General features: G+C 71.5%; 14 protein-coding genes and 1 tRNA gene. 6 read left to right on the top strand and 9 right to left on the bottom strand.

The genetic code is table 11. The features are described from left to right. Nucleotides 1–1,626: an ABC transporter permease subunit gene (locus IE200_RS03630; protein ID WP_191277957.1), complete on the bottom strand. Its 1,626-nt coding sequence runs from the start codon at nucleotides 1,624–1,626 to the stop codon at nucleotides 1–3. Nucleotides 1,627–1,750: 124 nt separating this feature from the next. Then, on the bottom strand, nucleotides 1,751–3,034 hold the full coding sequence (locus IE200_RS03625; RefSeq protein ID WP_191277956.1) for a sugar ABC transporter substrate-binding protein: 1,284 nt from the start codon (nucleotides 3,032–3,034) through the stop codon (nucleotides 1,751–1,753). A gap of 137 nt (nucleotides 3,035–3,171) precedes the next feature. Between IE200_RS03625 and IE200_RS03620 the strand changes: the two genes are divergently transcribed. Further along, the gene (locus IE200_RS03620) at nucleotides 3,172–4,197 is read left to right on the top strand and encodes a LacI family DNA-binding transcriptional regulator (RefSeq protein WP_191277955.1); all 1,026 of its coding nucleotides are present in this window, start codon (nucleotides 3,172–3,174) and stop codon (nucleotides 4,195–4,197) included. A gap of 23 nt (nucleotides 4,198–4,220) precedes the next feature. Here IE200_RS03620 and pntB read toward each other — a convergent pair whose 3' ends face one another. From pntB to upp, 3 genes are all read right to left on the bottom strand, one after another. Further along, a complete protein-coding gene (gene pntB, locus IE200_RS03615) occupies nucleotides 4,221–5,669 on the bottom strand; it encodes a Re/Si-specific NAD(P)(+) transhydrogenase subunit beta (RefSeq protein ID WP_229856049.1) in 1,449 nt (482 codons plus the stop codon). A 3-nt stretch (nucleotides 5,670–5,672) separates the two neighbouring features. Continuing rightward, nucleotides 5,673–7,211: a Re/Si-specific NAD(P)(+) transhydrogenase subunit alpha gene (locus IE200_RS03610; RefSeq protein ID WP_191277954.1), complete on the bottom strand. Its 1,539-nt coding sequence runs from the start codon at nucleotides 7,209–7,211 to the stop codon at nucleotides 5,673–5,675. 133 nt (nucleotides 7,212–7,344) lie between these two features. Continuing rightward, nucleotides 7,345–7,986: a uracil phosphoribosyltransferase gene (upp, locus tag IE200_RS03605; protein WP_191277953.1), complete on the bottom strand. Its 642-nt coding sequence runs from the start codon at nucleotides 7,984–7,986 to the stop codon at nucleotides 7,345–7,347. Between the two features lie 109 nt (nucleotides 7,987–8,095). Here upp and IE200_RS03600 point away from each other — a divergent pair, with 109 nt between their 5' ends. The 4 genes from IE200_RS03600 (at nucleotide 8,096) to IE200_RS03590 (ending at nucleotide 11,161) form a co-directional block, all read left to right on the top strand. Continuing rightward, a complete protein-coding gene (locus tag IE200_RS03600) occupies nucleotides 8,096–8,581 on the top strand; it encodes a tRNA adenosine deaminase-associated protein (RefSeq protein WP_191277952.1) in 486 nt (161 codons plus the stop codon). Beyond that, nucleotides 8,578–9,060, top strand: coding sequence for a tRNA adenosine(34) deaminase TadA (tadA, locus tag IE200_RS20600; protein ID WP_407940953.1), 483 nt, complete (start codon nucleotides 8,578–8,580; stop codon nucleotides 9,058–9,060). Before IE200_RS03600 ends, tadA begins: the two co-directional genes overlap by 4 nt. Further along, entirely contained in the window at nucleotides 9,057–9,530 is a 474-nt protein-coding gene (locus IE200_RS20595; RefSeq protein ID WP_229856048.1) for a GNAT family N-acetyltransferase, read from the top strand. Before tadA ends, IE200_RS20595 begins: the two co-directional genes overlap by 4 nt. Nucleotides 9,531–9,748: 218 nt before the next feature. Continuing rightward, entirely contained in the window at nucleotides 9,749–11,161 is a 1,413-nt protein-coding gene (locus tag IE200_RS03590) for an HNH endonuclease signature motif containing protein (protein WP_191277950.1), read from the top strand. Nucleotides 11,162–11,218: 57 nt separating this feature from the next. Here IE200_RS03590 and IE200_RS03585 read toward each other — a convergent pair whose 3' ends face one another. The 4 genes from IE200_RS03585 to IE200_RS03570 all read right to left on the bottom strand — a co-directional run bounded on the left by IE200_RS03585 (nucleotide 11,219) and on the right by IE200_RS03570 (nucleotide 16,570). Beyond that, nucleotides 11,219–11,719, bottom strand: coding sequence for an AAA family ATPase (locus IE200_RS03585; RefSeq protein ID WP_191277949.1), 501 nt, complete (start codon nucleotides 11,717–11,719; stop codon nucleotides 11,219–11,221). 89 nt (nucleotides 11,720–11,808) lie between these two features. Then, a complete protein-coding gene (locus tag IE200_RS03580) occupies nucleotides 11,809–13,221 on the bottom strand; it encodes a wax ester/triacylglycerol synthase domain-containing protein (RefSeq protein ID WP_191277948.1) in 1,413 nt (470 codons plus the stop codon). After that, the gene (locus IE200_RS03575) at nucleotides 13,218–14,651 is read right to left on the bottom strand and encodes an HAD-IB family hydrolase (protein ID WP_191277947.1); all 1,434 of its coding nucleotides are present in this window, start codon (nucleotides 14,649–14,651) and stop codon (nucleotides 13,218–13,220) included. Before IE200_RS03575 ends, IE200_RS03580 begins: the two co-directional genes overlap by 4 nt. Then, nucleotides 14,648–16,570, bottom strand: coding sequence for a lysophospholipid acyltransferase (locus IE200_RS03570; RefSeq protein WP_229856046.1), 1,923 nt, complete (start codon nucleotides 16,568–16,570; stop codon nucleotides 14,648–14,650). The genes IE200_RS03575 and IE200_RS03570 overlap by 4 nt, the downstream gene beginning before the upstream one ends. Before the next feature lie 157 nt (nucleotides 16,571–16,727). Here IE200_RS03570 and IE200_RS03565 point away from each other — a divergent pair. Further along, nucleotides 16,728–16,817 (top strand) — tRNA-Ser (locus tag IE200_RS03565). Nucleotides 16,818–16,902 lie beyond the last annotated feature (85 nt).

Here is a 16,902-nt window from a genome sequence, read left to right as displayed (position 1 = left end):
TCAGTTCACATCCTCGAGCGAGCGGGTGGCGCGGAACTGCAGGGCGGCGATGAGTCCGGTGACGACGAAGAGGACCACCGAGACGGCGGCGGCGAACCCGATCTGCACGCCGCCCGCGCCGAAGGCGAGGCGGTAGGTGTAGCTGATCAGGATGTCGGTGCCACCCGCGGTCGGGTTGTCCGGCGTGAAGGGGCCACCGCCGGTGAGCAGGAAGATGGCGCCGAAGTTGTTGAAGTTGAAGGCGAAGGTCGCGACGAGCAGCGGGGCGACGGTCACGAGCAGCAGGGGCAGCGTGATCCGGCGGAAGCCGGCGATCCCCCCCGCGCCGTCGATGGTGGCCGCCTCCTTCAGCTCCCCCGGGATGGCCTGCAGCGCTCCGGTGCTGACCAGGAACATGTAGGGGAAGCCCATCCAGAGGTTCGTCAGGAGCACCGCGATCTTGGCCGTGGTCGCCCCGCCGAACCAGTTGACGTCGAGCCCGGTGAGCTGGTTGATCAGGCCGAAGTCCTGGTTGTAGAAGCTCGACCAGAGCAGCAGCGAGATGAAGCCGGGGATCGCGTAGGGGAGGATCAGCAGCGCCCGGTAGATCTTCTGGCCGCGCACGCGCGGGTCGTTGAGCGCGATCGCGAAGAACAGCCCGAGCAGGAAAGTGCCGATCACCGAGGCGGTGGCGAAGACGACCGTCCAGACGAAGATGCCGAAGAAGCTGCTGCTGATGCGGCTGTCGGTGAAGATCCGCTCGTAGTTGCGCCAGCCGACGTTGGCCGTCCACGACTGGTCGGACAGCCGCTCGCCCTCGTCGTCGACGAAGAACTCCCGGTCGCCCTGCTGACGGGCCGTGTAGACGGTGTCGGTCCTGGTGTCGGTGATCGTCTCGGCGTCCTCGTCGTAGACGAGCGTCGGTGCACCCTCGAAGGCCTCACTGGTGCCGTCGCGCACGATGAAGCTGCCGCTGTCGGTGGGGACCGCGATCTCGTCGAGGGCGTCGGAGGCGTCGCTGACCTGACGGATGTTCAAGATGGTGTAGCCCTCGATGGCCGAGACCCGGCCGTTGTCGAGGGTGACGCCCTCGGGGTCCTCCTCGAGGCCCTCCTCGGTGCCCTCGTAGACCGTCTCCGGGTCGTCCTGCGGGACGAGGAAGTAGGTGAACGGCCCGCTCGCGGGGTCGCCGTCCGTGGCGATGGTGAGGTTGTACTGGGGCGAGTCGTCGGACCGCACGACCGACGACCCGACGATGCGGTCGACGGTGGTCTGCTTGTCGTTGCGGGTGCCGTCGCCGTAGTTGGTGAACGACGTCTGCGCGGTGAGCACGATCGGGTAGACGACGAAGAGCGCGAGCATCAAGGTGCCGGGCACGAGGTACTTCGCGGGCAGCGCCCGTCCGGTCGCGTAGGTCGCGACGAGGACCGCGGTGATCACCCAGATCCCGGTCAGGAAGACCCACGAGCGCTCGCCGACCAGGGCAGGGGTCAGGGCGATCGCGGTGCCGATCACGATGCCGAGGAAGAGCACCTTCACCAGCAGCGCGGGGATCCCCTCGCGGCCGGGCCGGGTGAAGCCGAAGCGTGACCCGCCGTCGGCGCCCGGGTCCTTCTGGCTGTCGATGGTGTCGCGCAGGTCCGCCATGTCACGTCCCCTTCACGGGTCGGAGCGAGAGCTGGGTGGAGAGGTGGGGGTGTGGAGCGGGGTCGAGCAGGCTGGGCAGGACCCGGCGGGCGGCCACGCCGCCCACCGGGTCCTGCACCGAGGATCAGCCTGCGTCGGCGATGTTCTTGTTGATGGTGTCGCCGGCGGAGCGGATGGTGGCGACGGGGTCCTTGCCGCTGACGATGGCGGAGTACGCCTTGCCGAGGGGCTCCCAGACCGAGGCCATGGCGGGGATCGCGGGCATCGGAGCGGCAGCGTTGGCGGCCTCGGTGAAGACGGTCAGGTCGGGGTCGTCGACCTGCTCCTGGACGGCGGTCATCGCTGGCGGCAGCTGGGTGCCCTCGAAGAGGGTCATCATGGCCTCCTCGCTGTTCACGCCGTTGTTGACGAACTCCTGCGCGATGTCCTTGTTCTTGCCGTTGGCGGCGACCATGAACGCCTGCGCGCCCATGAAGGGCTCGGCGGCCTGCTGGCCGTCGAAGCCGGGGACGGGCTGGATGGCGTACTCGAAGCCGGCCTTCTTGACGTCGGAGAGGGCCCACGGGCCCGAGACGAGGAAGGCGGCCTTGCCGCTGGTGAAGAGGGCGATCGAGTTGTCACCGCTGATCGAGGTGCGCAGCACCTTGGCCTTGGCGAGGCGCGAGATCTCCTGGGCCGCCTTGACGGAGCCCTCCTTGCCGATGCCGACGTCCTGGGCGTCGTAGCCGGTGGACTCGTCGTAGCGGAAGATGTAGCCGCCGAACGAGGTCAGGATCGGCTCCATGTGGTAAGCGTCGCCGAGCTCACCGACCGGGAGGTTGAGGGCGGAGTCGACCTCGCCGGCCTCGACGGCGGCCTGGCCGGCCTGGATGGCCTCGTCCATGCTGGCCGGCTCGTCGGGGACGATCTCGGTGTTGCGGTAGAGCGCGAGCGCCTCGATGCCGTAGGGGACGCCGTAGAGCTTGCCGTCGTACGTCGTGGCCTGGACGGCCTTCTCGGAGTAGCCGGAGAGCTCGTCCGGGGTCAGGTTGAGCGGCTCGATGGCGCCGTTCTGCACCAGGTTGCCCATCCAGTCGTGGGCGCCGACGACCACGTCGGGGCCGTTGCCGGCCGCGTCGGCGGTGACGAAGCTGCCCTGCAGGTCCTCCGAGATCGCCTGGACCTCGACCTCGATGCCGTTGGACTCGCCGAAGGCCTCGGCGACCTCGGTGACGGCGTCGATCTTGAGCGAGTCGGTCCAGACGAGGAGGTCGGCGTCGCCGCCGCTCCCGCCCTCGGCGCTCGGGCTGGACGTGCTGTCGGAGCTGGACGACTCGCTGCTCGAGCCGGACCCACCGCCACAGGCGGCGGCGGTCATGGCGAGCATCATCGCGGCCGCAGGGCCGAGGGTGCGGGCGTATCTGCGCATAGGTGGTTCCTCTTCAAGACGGTGCAACAGGTGTGAGGGTCGCCACACCGTACATCGAGTTTGCAGAAACTGAAAGAGTCTGCAACTTTTTGCGGGCAGTTTGCCCCGGCCGTGGCGTTCGTCACTAGGGTGGTGGCGTGAGGATCAGGCTGAGCGAGATCGCCGAGCGCTCCGGCGTGAGCATCAGCACGGTCAGCCGCGTGCTGAACGAGCGCCCCGGGGTGAGCCAGCAGACGCGCCGTCAGGTCCTCACCGCGATCGACGTCCTCGGCTACGACCGGCCCGTACGCCTGCGGGCGCGCGCCGGCGGGCTGGTCGGGCTGGTGATGCCCGAGCTGGAGAACCCCTTCTTCCCGCGCCTGGCGCACCACCTCGAGGTCAACCTGTCGCGGATGGGCCTCTCGCCGGTGCTGTGCAGCCAGACCCTGGGCGGCGCGCACGAGGACGACTACGTGGCGATCCTCCTCGAGCACTCGGTCGCGGGCATCGTGTTCGTCTCCGGCGTCCACGCGCTCGTCGACAGCGACCCCGCGCGCTACCAGCAGCTGATCGACCTCGGTCTGCCCATCGTGCTCGTCAACGGCGCCCTGGCGGGACTCGAGGCACCGTGCGTCTCGACCGACGACGTGGCCGCGGTGGAGCTCGCCGTGCAGCACCTCGAGAACATGGGTCATCGCCGCATCGGCGCGGCGCTGGGGCAGCTGCGCTACCTGCCCGCCCAGCGCAAGCGGCAGGCCTTCCTCAGGACGGTGAACGAGCGCGGGCTGGTGCCCGACGACCTCTCTGCCGAGGACCTCGTGGAGGCCACGGCCTACACCGTCCAGGGCGGGCAGCGCGCCGCCGACGTGCTCATCGACCGTGGCGTCACCGGCATCGTGTGCGGCTCGGACGTGATGGCGCTCGGTGTCATCCGTGCCGCGCGCCGGCGCGGGCTGCGGGTGCCGGAGGACCTCTCGGTGGTCGGCAGCGACGACAGCCAGATGATGGAGTTCGCCGACCCGCCGCTGACCACCGTCCGGCAGCCGGCCGAGGCACTGGCCCAGGCTGCGAGCCTGGAGATCGCCGAGCAGATCGCGGGATCCCGACCGCACGCGGGCGAGGTGCTCCACCGACCCGAGCTGGTGGTGCGCGGGTCCACCGCTCGGGCTCCCGGGAGCAGCTGAGCCCCGGCACGATCTCCGGGCGCTCAGTCGAGCGCCGCGACGATCTCGTTGACCTTGTCCTTGGCGTCGCCGAAGAGCATCTGGGTGTTGTCCTTGAAGAAGAGCGGGTTCTGCACCCCTGCGTAGCCCGTGGCCATGGAGCGCTTGAAGACCACGACGTCCTTGGCGTTCCACACCTCGAGCACCGGCATCCCGGCGATCGGCGACCCGGGCTCCTCCTGGGCGGCGGGGTTGACCGTGTCGTTGGCGCCGATGACGAGCACGACGTCGGTGTCGTGGAGGTCGCCGTTGATCTCGTCCAGCTCCAGGACGATGTCGTAGGGCACCTTCGCCTCGGCCAGCAGCACGTTCATGTGGCCGGGCAGCCGGCCTGCGACCGGGTGGATCCCGAAGCGGACGTCGACACCCTTGTCGCGCAGACGCCGGGTCATCTCCGCCACCGGGTACTGGGCCTGCGCGACCGCCATGCCGTAGCCGGGCGTGATCACCACCGACGAGGCGTGGGAGAGCAGCTCGGCGACCTCGTCGGCCTGGATCTCGCGGTGGTCGCCGTAGTCGCGGTCCTCCCCCGCGGGCCCGCCGTCGGAGCCGAACCCACCGGCGATGACGCTCACGAAGGAGCGGTTCATCGCCTTGCACATGATGTAGCTGAGGATCGCACCCGAGGAGCCGACGAGCGCTCCGGTGATGATCAGCAGGTCGTTGCCGAGCATGAAGCCGGCGGCAGCCGCGGCCCACCCGGAGTAGCTGTTGAGCATCGACACGACGACCGGCATGTCGCCGCCGCCGATCGCGGCGACGAGGTGGAAACCGAGGACCAGGGCGAGCACGGTCATCGCCAGGAGCGGGACGATCCCCACCCCGGCGCCGTCGTCGCCCTCGACGAGCGCGAACCAGACGCCCAGCGCCAGCGAGGCGACGATGATCGCGAGGTTGAGCCAGTGACGGCCCGGCAACATCAGCGGCGCGGACTTCATCCGCGCGCTGAGCTTGAGGTTGGCCACGATCGAGCCCGTGAAGGTGATGGCACCGATGAAGACACCGACGAAGACCTCGACGTCGTGGACGGTGTCGTGCCCGGCGCCGTGCTGCAGGTAGGAGTTGACGCCCACGAGCACCGCCGCGAGACCGACGAAGGAGTGGAGCAGCGCGACGAGCTCCGGCATGCCGGTCATCTCGACCGTACGCGCCCGCCAGGCGCCGATGACCGCGCCGGTGCCCATCATCGCGGCCACCACCAGCACGGCCACGCCCAGCGAGGGCGCGTCGGCGGCCAGCTCGTTCTGCTGGGCCATCAGCAGGACGGTGGCGACCAGGGCGAGAGCCATGCCGCCCATGCCGAGGATGTTGCCCTGCTTGGCGGTCTCGTGCCGCGCCAGTCCCGCGAGCGCGCCGATGAAGCACAGCGCGGCGATGATGTAGGCACCCTGGATGAAGCCGTGGAGGTGCTCCGAGGTGAGGAAGTCGGTCACGGGTCAGCCCTTCCGGAACATCTGGAGCATCCGGAGCGTCACGAGGAAGCCACCGAAGATGTTGATGCTGGCGACGAGCACGGCGATCGCCGCGAGGACGAGGATCAGGAGGTTGCTGGCCGTGCCGACCTGGAGGATCCCGCCGACCAGGATGATCCCGGAGATCGCGTTCGTCTCGGCCATGAGCGGCGTGTGGAGGGCGTGGGCCACGTTGGAGATGACGTAGTAGCCCGCGACCACCGCCAGCGCGAACACCGTGAAGTGACCGAGGAACTCCCCCGGTGAGAAGGCCGCGAGCAGCGCGAACAGCACGCCTGCCAGGCCGGCGGCGTACCACGTCCGCCGCGGGTCGGGCGGCGCCTTCGCGGGGGCCGGCTCGGCCGCGGCGACGGCAGCCGCCGGTGCGGAGGGTGCGGCGGAGACCTGTACGGGCGGCGGCGGCCACATCACTTCGCCGTCGCGGGTGACGGTGATGCCGCGCTGGACCACGTCGTCCAGGTCGAGCGCCAGCACGCCGTCCTTGCCGGGGGTCAGGAGCGTGAGGAGGTTGACGACGTTGGTGCCGTAGAGCTGGCTGGTCTGCGCTGCCAGGCGGCCGGCGAGGTCGGTGTAGCCCAGGACGGTCACCCCGTTGCCAGTGACGACCTTCTCGTCCTTGACCGTGGCGGCGACGTTGCCGCCGTTGGCCGCGGCCATGTCGACGACCACGGAGCCGGGACGCATCGCGGCGACGGTCTCGGCGGTGATGAGCTGCGGGGCGGGGCGGCCCGGGATCAGCGCGGTGGTGATGACGATGTCGGCGGCGCGCGCCTCCTCGTCGTACATCGCGGCGGTCGCCGCCTCCTGCTCGGCGGTCATCTCCTTGGCGTAGCCGTCGGAGCTGACCTCCTGCTCCATCTCCACGCGTACGAACTCCGCGCCCATCGACTCGACCTGCTCGGCGACCTCGGGACGTACGTCGAAGGCGCGGACGATCGCGCCCAGCGAGCCCGCGGCGCCGATCGCGGCGAGCCCCGCGACACCGGCGCCGACGACGAAGACCCGCGCCGGTGGGACCTTCCCGGCGGCGGTCACCTGGCCGGTGAACAACCGGCCGAACTCGTGGGCGGCCTCGATGACCGCGCGGTAGCCCGCGACGTTGGCCATCGACGACAGCACGTCCATCGACTGCGCGCGCGAGATCCGCGGCACCGCGTCCATCGCCAGCGCCGTGACGCCGGCGGCGGCGAGCCGCTCGACCAGCTCGGGACTGCGCGCCGGCGCCATCAGGCTGACGACCGTCGCACCGCGGCGCAGGCCGGCGACCTCCTCGTCGGTGGGCGCGTTGACCTTGACCACGACGTCGCTGGACCACACCTCGTCGTCGTCGCCGAGACGTACGCCCGCGTCGGCGAACGCCGCGTCCGGCTGGTCGGCGGCCTCGCCCGCTCCGTGCTCGACGACGACGTCGTAGCCGAGCGCGGCGAGCCGGGACGCCGTCTTCGCCGTCGCCGCGACGAGGGTCTCGCCGGGTCGTGACTCGCGCGGGATGCCGATGCGCACTGCTGCCTCCTCGGTGGGGGCTCCGGTCCTGGTCGGGACCAGAGCGGCGTGCGGGCCGGGCCACAACGTACCGAAAGGAGGCCGCGCGCCACCGAAGTCTCAGGTGACGCGCGTCACGTGTCGAGCAGCGGGGTCAGTGCGCGACGCCGTAGAGCCGGTCGCCGGCGTCGCCGAGGCCGGGGACGATGTAGCCCTTGTCGTTGAGCTTCTCGTCGAGCGCGGCGGTCACGACGGTGACCGGGACGTCGAGGCCCTCGAGGCCCTTCTCCAGGTTCTCCGCACCCTCGGGAGCGGCGAGCAGGCAGATGGCGGTGATGTCGTCGGCCCCGCGGTTGGTCAGGAACTTGATCGCCGCGGCGAGGGTGCCGCCGGTGGCGAGCATCGGGTCGAGGACGTAGCACTGGCGCCCCGACAGGTCGTCGGGCAGGCGCTCGGCGTAGGTCGAGGCCTCCAGCGTCTCCTCGTTGCGCACCATGCCGAGGAAGCCGACCTCGGCCGTCGGCAGGAGCCGCATCATGCCGTCGAGCATGCCGAGCCCGGCGCGGAGGATCGGGACGACCATCGGCTTGGGCTGGGCGAGGTAGACGCCGGTGGTGGGCCCGACGGGGGTGGTGATCGGCTTGGGGTCGACGCGCACCTCGCGGGTCGCCTCGTAGGCCAGCAGGGTGACCAGCTCGTCCGTCAGCCGCCGGAAGGTCGGCGAGTCGGTGTCCTGGTCGCGGAGGACCGTGAGCTTGTGGGAGACGAGGGGGTGGTTCACCACGTGCAGGCGCATGGGGGCCACCCTAGTGGGCAGGAGCGGCGCCGATCGAGACGGCGGATCGGGAGGGCGGAGAGGGTTGGCGCACCCCGGGCTTTCTGCGACATTGGTGGCGGGAGGTGCGATGTCCGAGGACCACGGCGAGGTCGACTTCGCGCTGGCGGCGTTCCGCGAGGACGGGACCTGGCAGGTGCAGGAGATCGCCGCGCCCGCGTACGACTCGATCGACGCCCTGAGCCATGCGCTGCGCCAGGTCGCCGGCGACGGCGGCGCGGTCGGGATGGTCGCGGTCGACGAGGACTTCTTCGTGCTCGTGCGGGTGAACGGCCCGCGGACCCGCGTCCTGCTCTCCGACGTCACCGCCGCCGACGAGTGGGAGCTGGCGCAGTCGGCCATCGACTTCCTGGGGCTGCCCCCGCCGGAGGACGACGACGTCGAGGTGCCGGCCGGCGACCTCGACCTGCTCGGCGACCTCGGCCTGCACGCCATCGACCTGGGGGCGCTGCTCGACGACGTCGAGCTCTACCCCGACGAGATGCTCTCCGACATCGCCCGCCGCCTCGGGTTCGGCGAGCTCTTCGACGACGCGGTGGGGCTCACCTCGGCATGAACCCTCCCTCCCGATGGGACGACGCCATGCGGCGCGCCCTGGCCGAGGCCCGGGCCGCGCTGGCGGCCGACGACGTCCCGGTCGGTGCCGTGGTCCTCGACGAGACCGGCACGGTGATCGGCACCGGCCACAACACGCGCGAGGCCGACGCCGACCCGACCGGCCATGCCGAGGTGGTCGCGCTGCGCGCCGCCGCGACCGCGCGCGGCGAGTGGCGGCTGACGGGCTGCACGCTGGTCGTCACCCTCGAGCCGTGCACGATGTGTGCCGGCGCCCTCGTGCTCGCGCGCGTCGACCGGCTGGTCTTCGGTGCGTACGACGACAAGCTCGGCGCCGTGGGCTCGCTGTGGGACGTCGTGCGGGACCGCCGCCTCAACCACCGGCCCGAGGTCGTCGCCGGGGTGCTCGCCGGGGAGTCGTCCGCCCTGCTCGACTCCTTCTTCGCCCGCCACCGCTCCGAGCACAGGGAGGTCCGGTGACCGTACGCCGCGCCGCCGTCGCCGACGCAGAGGTGCTCGGGCGCCTGCTGTGGGACTTCAACACCGAGTTCGACGCCGAGACCGACGACGCCTCGGTGCTGGCCGCGCGGTTCGCGCGACTGCTCCCGCTCCCGGAGATCGTGGCCGTCCTGGCCGAGGACCCGTCTGGCCGTCCGGTGGGCTTCGCCCTGGTGAGCCTGCGGCCGGCGATCTGGTTCGACGGTCCGGTGTCGCAGCTCGAGGAGCTCTACGTGGTCCCGGCGCTCCGGTCGCGCGGCATCGGCACCGAGGTCCTCGACCTGTGCCGGAGCCTGGTCCGCGAGGTCGGGTCGCCGGAGATGCACATCAACGTCGACGAGGTGGACGCCGACACCCGCCGCTTCTACGAGCGGCACGGCTTCGTCAACGTCGAGGAGGACACCGACTACCGGATGCTCTGCTACATCGGGCCGACGTCGCCGGAGGGATAGCCGCTCCGCCTCGCCGGCTTGGACACCCCCCCGCTGGTCGAGGAGCCGATCTTCTGTTCGATGGTCGAGTAGCGCGCGAGGGACGAGCGGCGTATCGAGACCCCCGTCCCGCTGGGCGAGGAGCGACGAAGTCGCGTCACGAGACCCGTCAAAAGTCGTAGGCCACTTACCGTCCACAGCCATGGTCAGTGTCGGTGGGTTCGCGTAGGGTCGAACACATGATCGAAGTACTGGCAGGACCCGGAGCAGGTGAGGCAGACGCCCTCACCGCCGCTGGCCTGCTCGCCTCGATCAAGGCGTCGCGGGAGACCGAGAACGCCGAAGCCGCTCGCCAATTGGTGCTCGCTGCGCAGTGGGCCGACCTCCACCCGCCCGAGTCGATCCACTCCGCCGCCACGTTCGCCGTCCCGGGGTGCGAGCACGAAGAGCCCATCGCCGGTGAGGGTGCGCCGTTGGTGGCGGAGTTCTGCGTCGCGGAGCTCGGCACCGTCCTCGGCATCAGCTCGACTGCGGCGAAGAAGCTCATCGGGCACGCCCTCGAGCTGCGCCACCGCCTCCCCCGCCTCTGGGACCAGGTCCACGCCGGCGCCGTTCCCGCGTGGCGGGCGCGGTCGGTCGCCGAGACCACCATCCACACCTCCCCTCCGTTGACTCGTGAGGCGGCGGGGTTCGTCGACGCGCAGGTCGCCGCCGTCGCCGGCCGCATCGGACCCGCGCAGCTCGACCGCCTCGTCGCCGAGACCATCAAGCGCTACGACCTCGCCACCGCCGACCCCACCCAGGACCCGGAGGACGGCTACCTGCACGTCGATCCGCGCCACGTGACCGTCCACGACGACGACGTCCACTTCGCCGGCACGATGCGCATCGAGGCCGAGGTGGACCTCGCCGACGCGCTCGACCTCGACCGCGCCGTGGCCCACGGTGCAGAAACCTTGAAGGCACTCGGCTCCACGCTGTCGCTCGACGCCCGCCGCGCCAAGGCCCTCGGGAACCTCGCTCGCACCCAGACCGCCCTCGACCTCCACGCCTCGGGCGCGACCGGACCGGCAGACATTGATGGGCTGCCGCCCGCGCGGGAAGTTGTCATCCACGCCCACTTCGACGCCACCCTGTCCGGCGACACCACGATCTTCGGGCCGACCGGACGGATGGAGAACGGCCAACGCCTCGTCCTCCTCGAGCAGATCCGGGCGTGGTGCGGCGACACCCGCACCCGAGTGACGGTCAAGCCGGTCATCGACCTCAACACCCAGCTCACTGGCCAGACGCGCAAGGTCCCGGACCGCATCCGCGAGCAGATCATCCTCCGCGACCGCACCTGCGTGTTCCCGAACTGCGGCCGCCCCGCCCGCGGCTGCGACATCGACCATGTCGTGCCGTGGGACGAGCACGCCGAAGCCGAAGGCAGACCCCAGCCAGGGCCCACGACCACGAGCAACCTCGCCGCCCTGTGCCGCTTCCACCACCGCCTCAAGACCCACTCACCCTGGCGCTACGAAACCACCGCGCCGGGGGTGTTCGAGTGGAGAAGTCCCTACGGCTACCGCTACCGCCGCGACCACACCGGCACCACCGAGCTCGACCCACCCGACATCCCGCCCGGCATCCCGCGACCCCGCCGACAATGACCCCGCCCCACACCCCGCCAGTCCCCACGATGGCGGGGACACAGGCATGCGCGGGCGTCACGTAGTGGGGAGTCCCGCCTCCTGGAGGATCTCGTCGACGACCTCACCGATCGGACGAGTGGCATCGATGACCACACCGACACCCGGAACGTCCTCCTTCGAATCGTGGAGCCGGACGATGAGCTCGCGCTCGGCGGGTCGCGAGCCCCACTCGTCCGGTGGGCGCTGGTCGAGACGCTGGTGCAGGGTGTCGACGTCGACGTCGAGGACGAAGACCTCGTCGAACAGGTCCAGGAACCGGGGGAAGTTCCGCGAGCCCCCGCAGAAGAAGGTCGCGCGCTCCCGGTGATCGGCTGCCATCGCTCGCACGAGGTCGAGGTCCCAGACGTGGTGCTCGTGGTCGGCGGTGTCGGTCGCCATGCCCGTCTCCGGGTCGCCCTGGTAGGCGAGCTCTCGGTCCCCGTCGACGGCGTGGTGTCCGCGTCGCCGGAGCTCTCGGCACACCGAGCTCTTGCCAGTGCCTGAGACGCCTTCGACCAGGAAGTTGCGAGCACCCACGCGGTGAGTATCCCCTCCCGCCGTCGCCGGCAGCTGCCTTCACGTGCTGGAGACAACCCGCCAAGGACCCGCCAAGGACCCGCCACCGGTCACCCCGAGAACGCAGCGACTTCCTCGGCCAGGCACTCCTCGAGCGCGGCGAGGTCGGCGACCGCGCTGGCGTCGACGTTGACCCCGATGCACGCGGTGTCGCCGCAGGTCACGAGGCAGGCGGTGAGTGCCGCGCCCGGCAGGGGCCCGAGGACGTACATCCCCTGTACCTCCGCGCCGGCCATGAACCGCTTGCGCGGCGGACCGGGGAGGGTGAGGACGAAGGCGTCGGGGGCGGCGGCCGTACGGAGGGTGGAGGCGCCGACGAAGGAGGGCATCCGGTTGACCAGCGGCGCGGCGGCGTCGAGCACCTCGAGCGCCCGCTCGGTGTGCAGCGAGAGCACCTCGCCGCGCACGGCGGCCACCCGGTCGACCGGGTCGTCGATCGACAGCGGGCCGGAGATGATCGCCTGCGCGAAGCGGTTGCCGAGGTCGTCGGCGCGAGCAAGCGAGACGCGTACGCCGACGGGGATCTCACCGACGAGGTGGTCGCGTCGCAGGTGGTAGCGGCGCAGGCCGCCGAGGACCAGCGCGACGGCGGCGTCGTCGAGCGTGCCGCCCCCCTGCCGGGCCACCGTGCGGATCGGGTCGAGCGGGGCCTCGAAGGTGAGGAACGACCACTGCTTGCCGGTGCGCGGCGACAGCTCGGGCGAGGGCGGGGCAGCCTGGGTGAGCAGGCGACGCAGCGACGCCCCGTAGCGCAGCGTCGAGGCGAGGACGGCCTGCGGTCGGGCGGCCGCCACCCCGAGCGCGCGCGCCGTGGTCCGTACGGCCCCGGGCAGCGTCGACACGTCGGTGCGCAGCCCGCTGACGGCGAGGTCGACCGGGTCGGCAGCGGCAGGCGCGACCTGCTCCTCGCCCACAGGCTTGCGAGCGGTGTGCGCGCGCCTGCCGGACTGGAGCATCGAGAGCAGCTGCACGGTTCCGAGCGGGTCGGCGAGCGCGTGGTGGATCTTGAGGACGTACGCCGCGCCGTCCGGCAGCCCCTCGAACAGCACGCCCTCCCACAGCGGACGCGACCGGTCGAAGGGACGCAGCGCGACCTGGGCGGCAGCCGCGAGCATCTCCTCGCGCGACGACACCCGCTCGCGGCGCAGGTGGTAGCCGAGGTCGAAGGTCGGGTCGTCGGCCCAGGTCGGCGCAGCCGTCGGGACCACGGGCTCCACGACGTGCTGGCGCAGCCGGCGCACCAGGCCGGTGCCCCACTCGGTCGCGGCGACGAAGCGGTCCCAGTCCGGCGCGCGGTCGAGGTCGATGACGACCGTCGTGGTCGAGGACTGCACGGGGTGCCGCTCGGCTCGCCACAGCAGGGTCTGCATGGGCGTGAGCTCGGTGCCGGCGGACCAGGCGGCCGCGTCGCCCCAGCGCTCGAAGTCCTCCGACGACGAGGACGATGACGAGGACGGACTCACGACGGCCACCTCGCCAGCGTCTCCTCGAACTTCGCGTGCAACGCGGCGATCCGCTCGCTCATGTCGTCGGTGCTCCAGTCGGTCTCGGGCTCCAGCACGCAGACGTCGACCACGCCCGGGTTGAGCACGAGGGAGTTGCGGCGCATCAGCTCGCCGGTGTTGCGCAGCACGATCGGCACGACCGGCACACCGGCCTGCGCGGCGAGGTGGAAGGCGCCCTTGCGGAACGGGCCGAGCACCGGCGTCGCCGACCGGGTGCCCTCGGGGAAGATCATCAAGGAGGTGCCCGACCGGATCCGCTCCACGACGCCGTCGAGGGTCGCGCGCGCCGACTCCGAGTCGCTGCGGTCGATCCACGCCGGGTCGATGACCACCGACCCGACCATCGCGCGCGGGTCCCAGCGCGCCTCCTTCTTGGCCACGATGGTGAAGTCGCGGTCGAGCAGCCGGCCGAGCACCGGGATGTCGAGGGCGCTCTGGTGGTTGGCCACGAAGATCGCCGGCCGGTGGGTCCAGAGGCGCTCCTCGTTGAGCACGTCGACCGAGACGCCGGCCAGTGCCATCGGCAGCCGGGTCGCGAGGCGTACGGCGGCGTTGCGCCCCTCTGTCAGGTTGCCCCGGGCCGCGCCCCACGCCAGGCCGGCGCCGACCCCGGCGTTCATCGTCGCGAGCGCGGCGAGCGTACGACCGGCCGCGACGAGCGAGCCGCCGACCGGGTCGCTCAGGTCGAGCACCGGCCAGCCCAGCCGCGCGGCGGCGGCCCGGAGGTCGCGGTGCGGGTTGAGGGCGGTGGGGTGCCCGACGGAGGAGAGGAAGGCGACGTCCTCGTAGCCGTTGCCGTAGGCGTAGGACTCGGCGAGGTCGACGCCGTGCTCGCGGGCGAAGGCGCGCACGCCGCTGGCCTTGTGCCGGCCCCACAGCATCGGGCCGTCGGTGGCGCCGGTGAACTGGCCGTCCCCGACGACGAGCTGCGTGCACACGAGGTGCTCGACACCGAGGTCGCGGGCGACGGGCGCGATCTGGTACTTCGTGGCGGCCGAGGCGACGGCGACGGTGTGGCCCGCGCGCTGGTGGGCCATCACGAGGGCGCGCGACTCGCGCCGGATGGTGCCGGCGATCTTGGACCGGAAGAGTCGCTCCCCCAGGTCGGCGAAGGCCTCCTCCGACTCTCCGCGCATCGCGGAGAAGGCGACGTGGGCGATGCGGGTCGGGTCGCCGCCGAGCTCGCCGTCGACGGCGGTGACGACCGTACGCAGGAACTCCGCCGGCGAGACGTCGCGGCCCTTGAGCCGGTCGCCGTAGAACGTCGCGGCGGTGTAGCCCGCGACCAGGGTGCCGTCGAGGTCGAAGAACGCGCCCACCGACGGCCCCTGCGGACCGGCCTCGATGGCCTCGATCGCCTCCTGGACCGCGGTCGACAGCCCGCTCACACCTGCTCCTGCTGCCGCGGGACCGGGGGCAGGACCACCTGCACGGGCTCGCCCGCGATCTCGCCGATGATGTTGACCCGCCGCACCGAGTCGCGCAGCTCGGCGGCGAACGCCTCGCGGGCCGAGCCGATGCCCTCCCCGGACTCGAGCAGGCCCTTGTGACGCGCCAGCGACAGCGCCGTCCGGAAGAGCTCGAGCGAGATCGACTCCTCGCTCGCCACCCGGCGCTGCAGCGCCCACTGCTGCCCGACCGCGAGCGAGTCGGCGAGCAGGGCGTCCTCGTCGACCGGCGCGTCACCGTGGTCGGCGAGCCGGTCGGCGACGACGAGGTAGGCGTCGAGGAACGGTCGCAGCACGAGGTGCGCGAGGTGCGGGCGGGCGCCGACGAGGAGCTCGCGGGCACGTGTCGGCGTCATCTCGGTCACGCCCTCGCCGACGAGCAGGCGCAGCTCGGTGCGCAGGTCGTCCTCGAAGTCGGCGCGGGAGGGGAAGAAGAACTCGAACTTGAGGAGGTCGCGCATCCGCTTGGCCTCCTCCCAGCCCACCTGGAGCTCCCCGCCCGGCGGCAGCTCCGCGCCGGGGCCGAGCTCGCTGACGGTGAGCAGCGCCATCTCGCCGATCGCCCGCTCGACGAGGATGTGGATCACGGTGTTGCGGTAGAACGCGGCGACGAGGTGCTGGTCGTCGCCGATCTTCCACACCGGCTCGGTGCCCTGGTCGTACGCCGTGAGCACGCCGCTGCGCGTCAGCTCGGTGAGCGCGCGGCGGATGGTCGAGCGGTCCCGGAGGTCGGCGGCGCCGGCGACGGGCCACTGGCGGGCGTCGATGTAGGCCGCGAGCGGCTCGACGGTCTCGAGGACCTCGTCGACGGTCAGCGCGCGGTCGGCACCGAGCAGCGCCAGCGACACGATCGCGGTGGTGGTGACCGGGGTGGCGCGGTTGAGGCGGTGGGAGATGTCGAGCGCGACGCGCTCGACGGCCTGGTGGCCGGTGACGCCCTCGGCGGCGAGCTCGTCCAGCCGCTCGCGCAGCGAGAACGGCTCGCCGATGCTCAGGTAGGCCCGGCCGAGGCGGTTGCGCTGCAGGCGCGCGAACCGGACCAGCCAGCGCCAGTCCTCCGGCGTCTTGCTGGCGCCGCGCGCCTCGTCGGTCATCAGCGACACCTCGTGCAGCTGGTCGTAGACCACCGAGACCGGCACGACCTGCACGTCCGGCGCCTCCTGGTCCGGGGAGTCGCCCTGCTCGTCTCCCTGCACGGTGTCGGTGAGGTACTTGAGGATGCCGTGCACCGGGGGTCGCAGCTTGCCGGTGCGCGTACGGCCGCCCTCGATCGACCACGCCAGGTTGCGCTTGTTGGCCACCATCTGGCGGATGTAGGAGCGCAGCGCGAGCCGGTAGACCGGGATCTCCTGGGTCGCGCGACGGATGAAGATGACGCCGGTGCGGCTGGCGAAGGTCCCGATCACCGGGAGGTTGAGGTTGGCGCCGCCGAACGTGTAGGTCGGGGAGAACCGCCGGGCCATCAGGACGTTGGGGATCACCATGCCGTCGAGGTAGGACCGGTGGCTGAACGCCAGCGCCAGGCTGTGGGTGCGGTCGAGCTTGCGCAGCTGCTGCATCTGGTCCTCGTCGACGAGCACGTCGTAGGCACGCAGGAACCAGTCGCCCATCCGGGCCCAGCCCTGGGAGGCGCGCTCGTCGTGGGCGGCCGCCATCTCGTGGAGGTAGCCCTTGACCTCCTCCCAGACCTCGTCCTCCACGCGCCCCTGGTCCTCGGCCGCCCTGGCGACGGCGCGCTGGAAGCGCTTGTCGTGGATCAGCTCGGTGACCTCCTGCGGAGGTGCCGCCGGGAGTCGCTCCCCGACGCTCCTCGGCAGCGCGGCGCGGGCGAGGTCGCGGACACGTCGTACGGCGGCCACGGTCGACCTCCTTCCCCTCGCGAGTGGTGCGAGCACAGGCGTGCGGCGAAACGTACCGGTCGGGGGCATCCGCTGGCCATGGGTGCGTCCACCCCTGTGGCGGCGGACCCCGGCGCCGGTTTCGGTCCTGCGCGCCACCTCCGGTAACGTTCGCGCCGGTGACGTGTCCGAGCGGCCTAAGGAGAACGCCTCGAAAGCGTTTGTGGGCGCAAGTCCACCGAGGGTTCAAATCCCTCCGTCACCGCCACCCAGCAGGAAACGGCCCCTGACCCGCGAGAACGCGGGTCAGGGGCTGTGCTGCTTATCGGGAGGTGCCAGATACGTGCCGGGTT

Origin of the sequence: Nocardioides flavus (ex Wang et al. 2016) (assembly GCF_014653115.1) — a bacterium.
Lineage (GTDB): Bacteria > Actinomycetota > Actinomycetes > Propionibacteriales > Nocardioidaceae > Nocardioides > Nocardioides flavus.
Note: the sequence above shows the minus strand (reverse complement) of the source record. Positions and strands in the feature narration are given on the sequence as shown.

Bases quoted from the DNA above. Each gene is read 5' to 3' on its own strand.
- IE200_RS03630 (WP_191277957.1), bottom strand. From the start codon at position 1,626: ATGGCGGACCTGCGCGACACCATCGACAGCCAGAAGGACCCGGGCGCC.
- IE200_RS03625 (WP_191277956.1), bottom strand. From the start codon at position 3,034: ATGCGCAGATACGCCCGCACCCTCGGCCCTGCGGCCGCGATGATGCTC.
- upp (WP_191277953.1), bottom strand. From the start codon at position 7,986: ATGCGCCTGCACGTGGTGAACCACCCCCTCGTCTCCCACAAGCTCACG.
- IE200_RS03600 (WP_191277952.1), top strand. From the start codon at position 8,096: ATGTCCGAGGACCACGGCGAGGTCGACTTCGCGCTGGCGGCGTTCCGC.
- tadA (WP_407940953.1), top strand. From the start codon at position 8,578: ATGAACCCTCCCTCCCGATGGGACGACGCCATGCGGCGCGCCCTGGCC.
- IE200_RS03590 (WP_191277950.1), top strand. From the start codon at position 9,749: ATGATCGAAGTACTGGCAGGACCCGGAGCAGGTGAGGCAGACGCCCTC.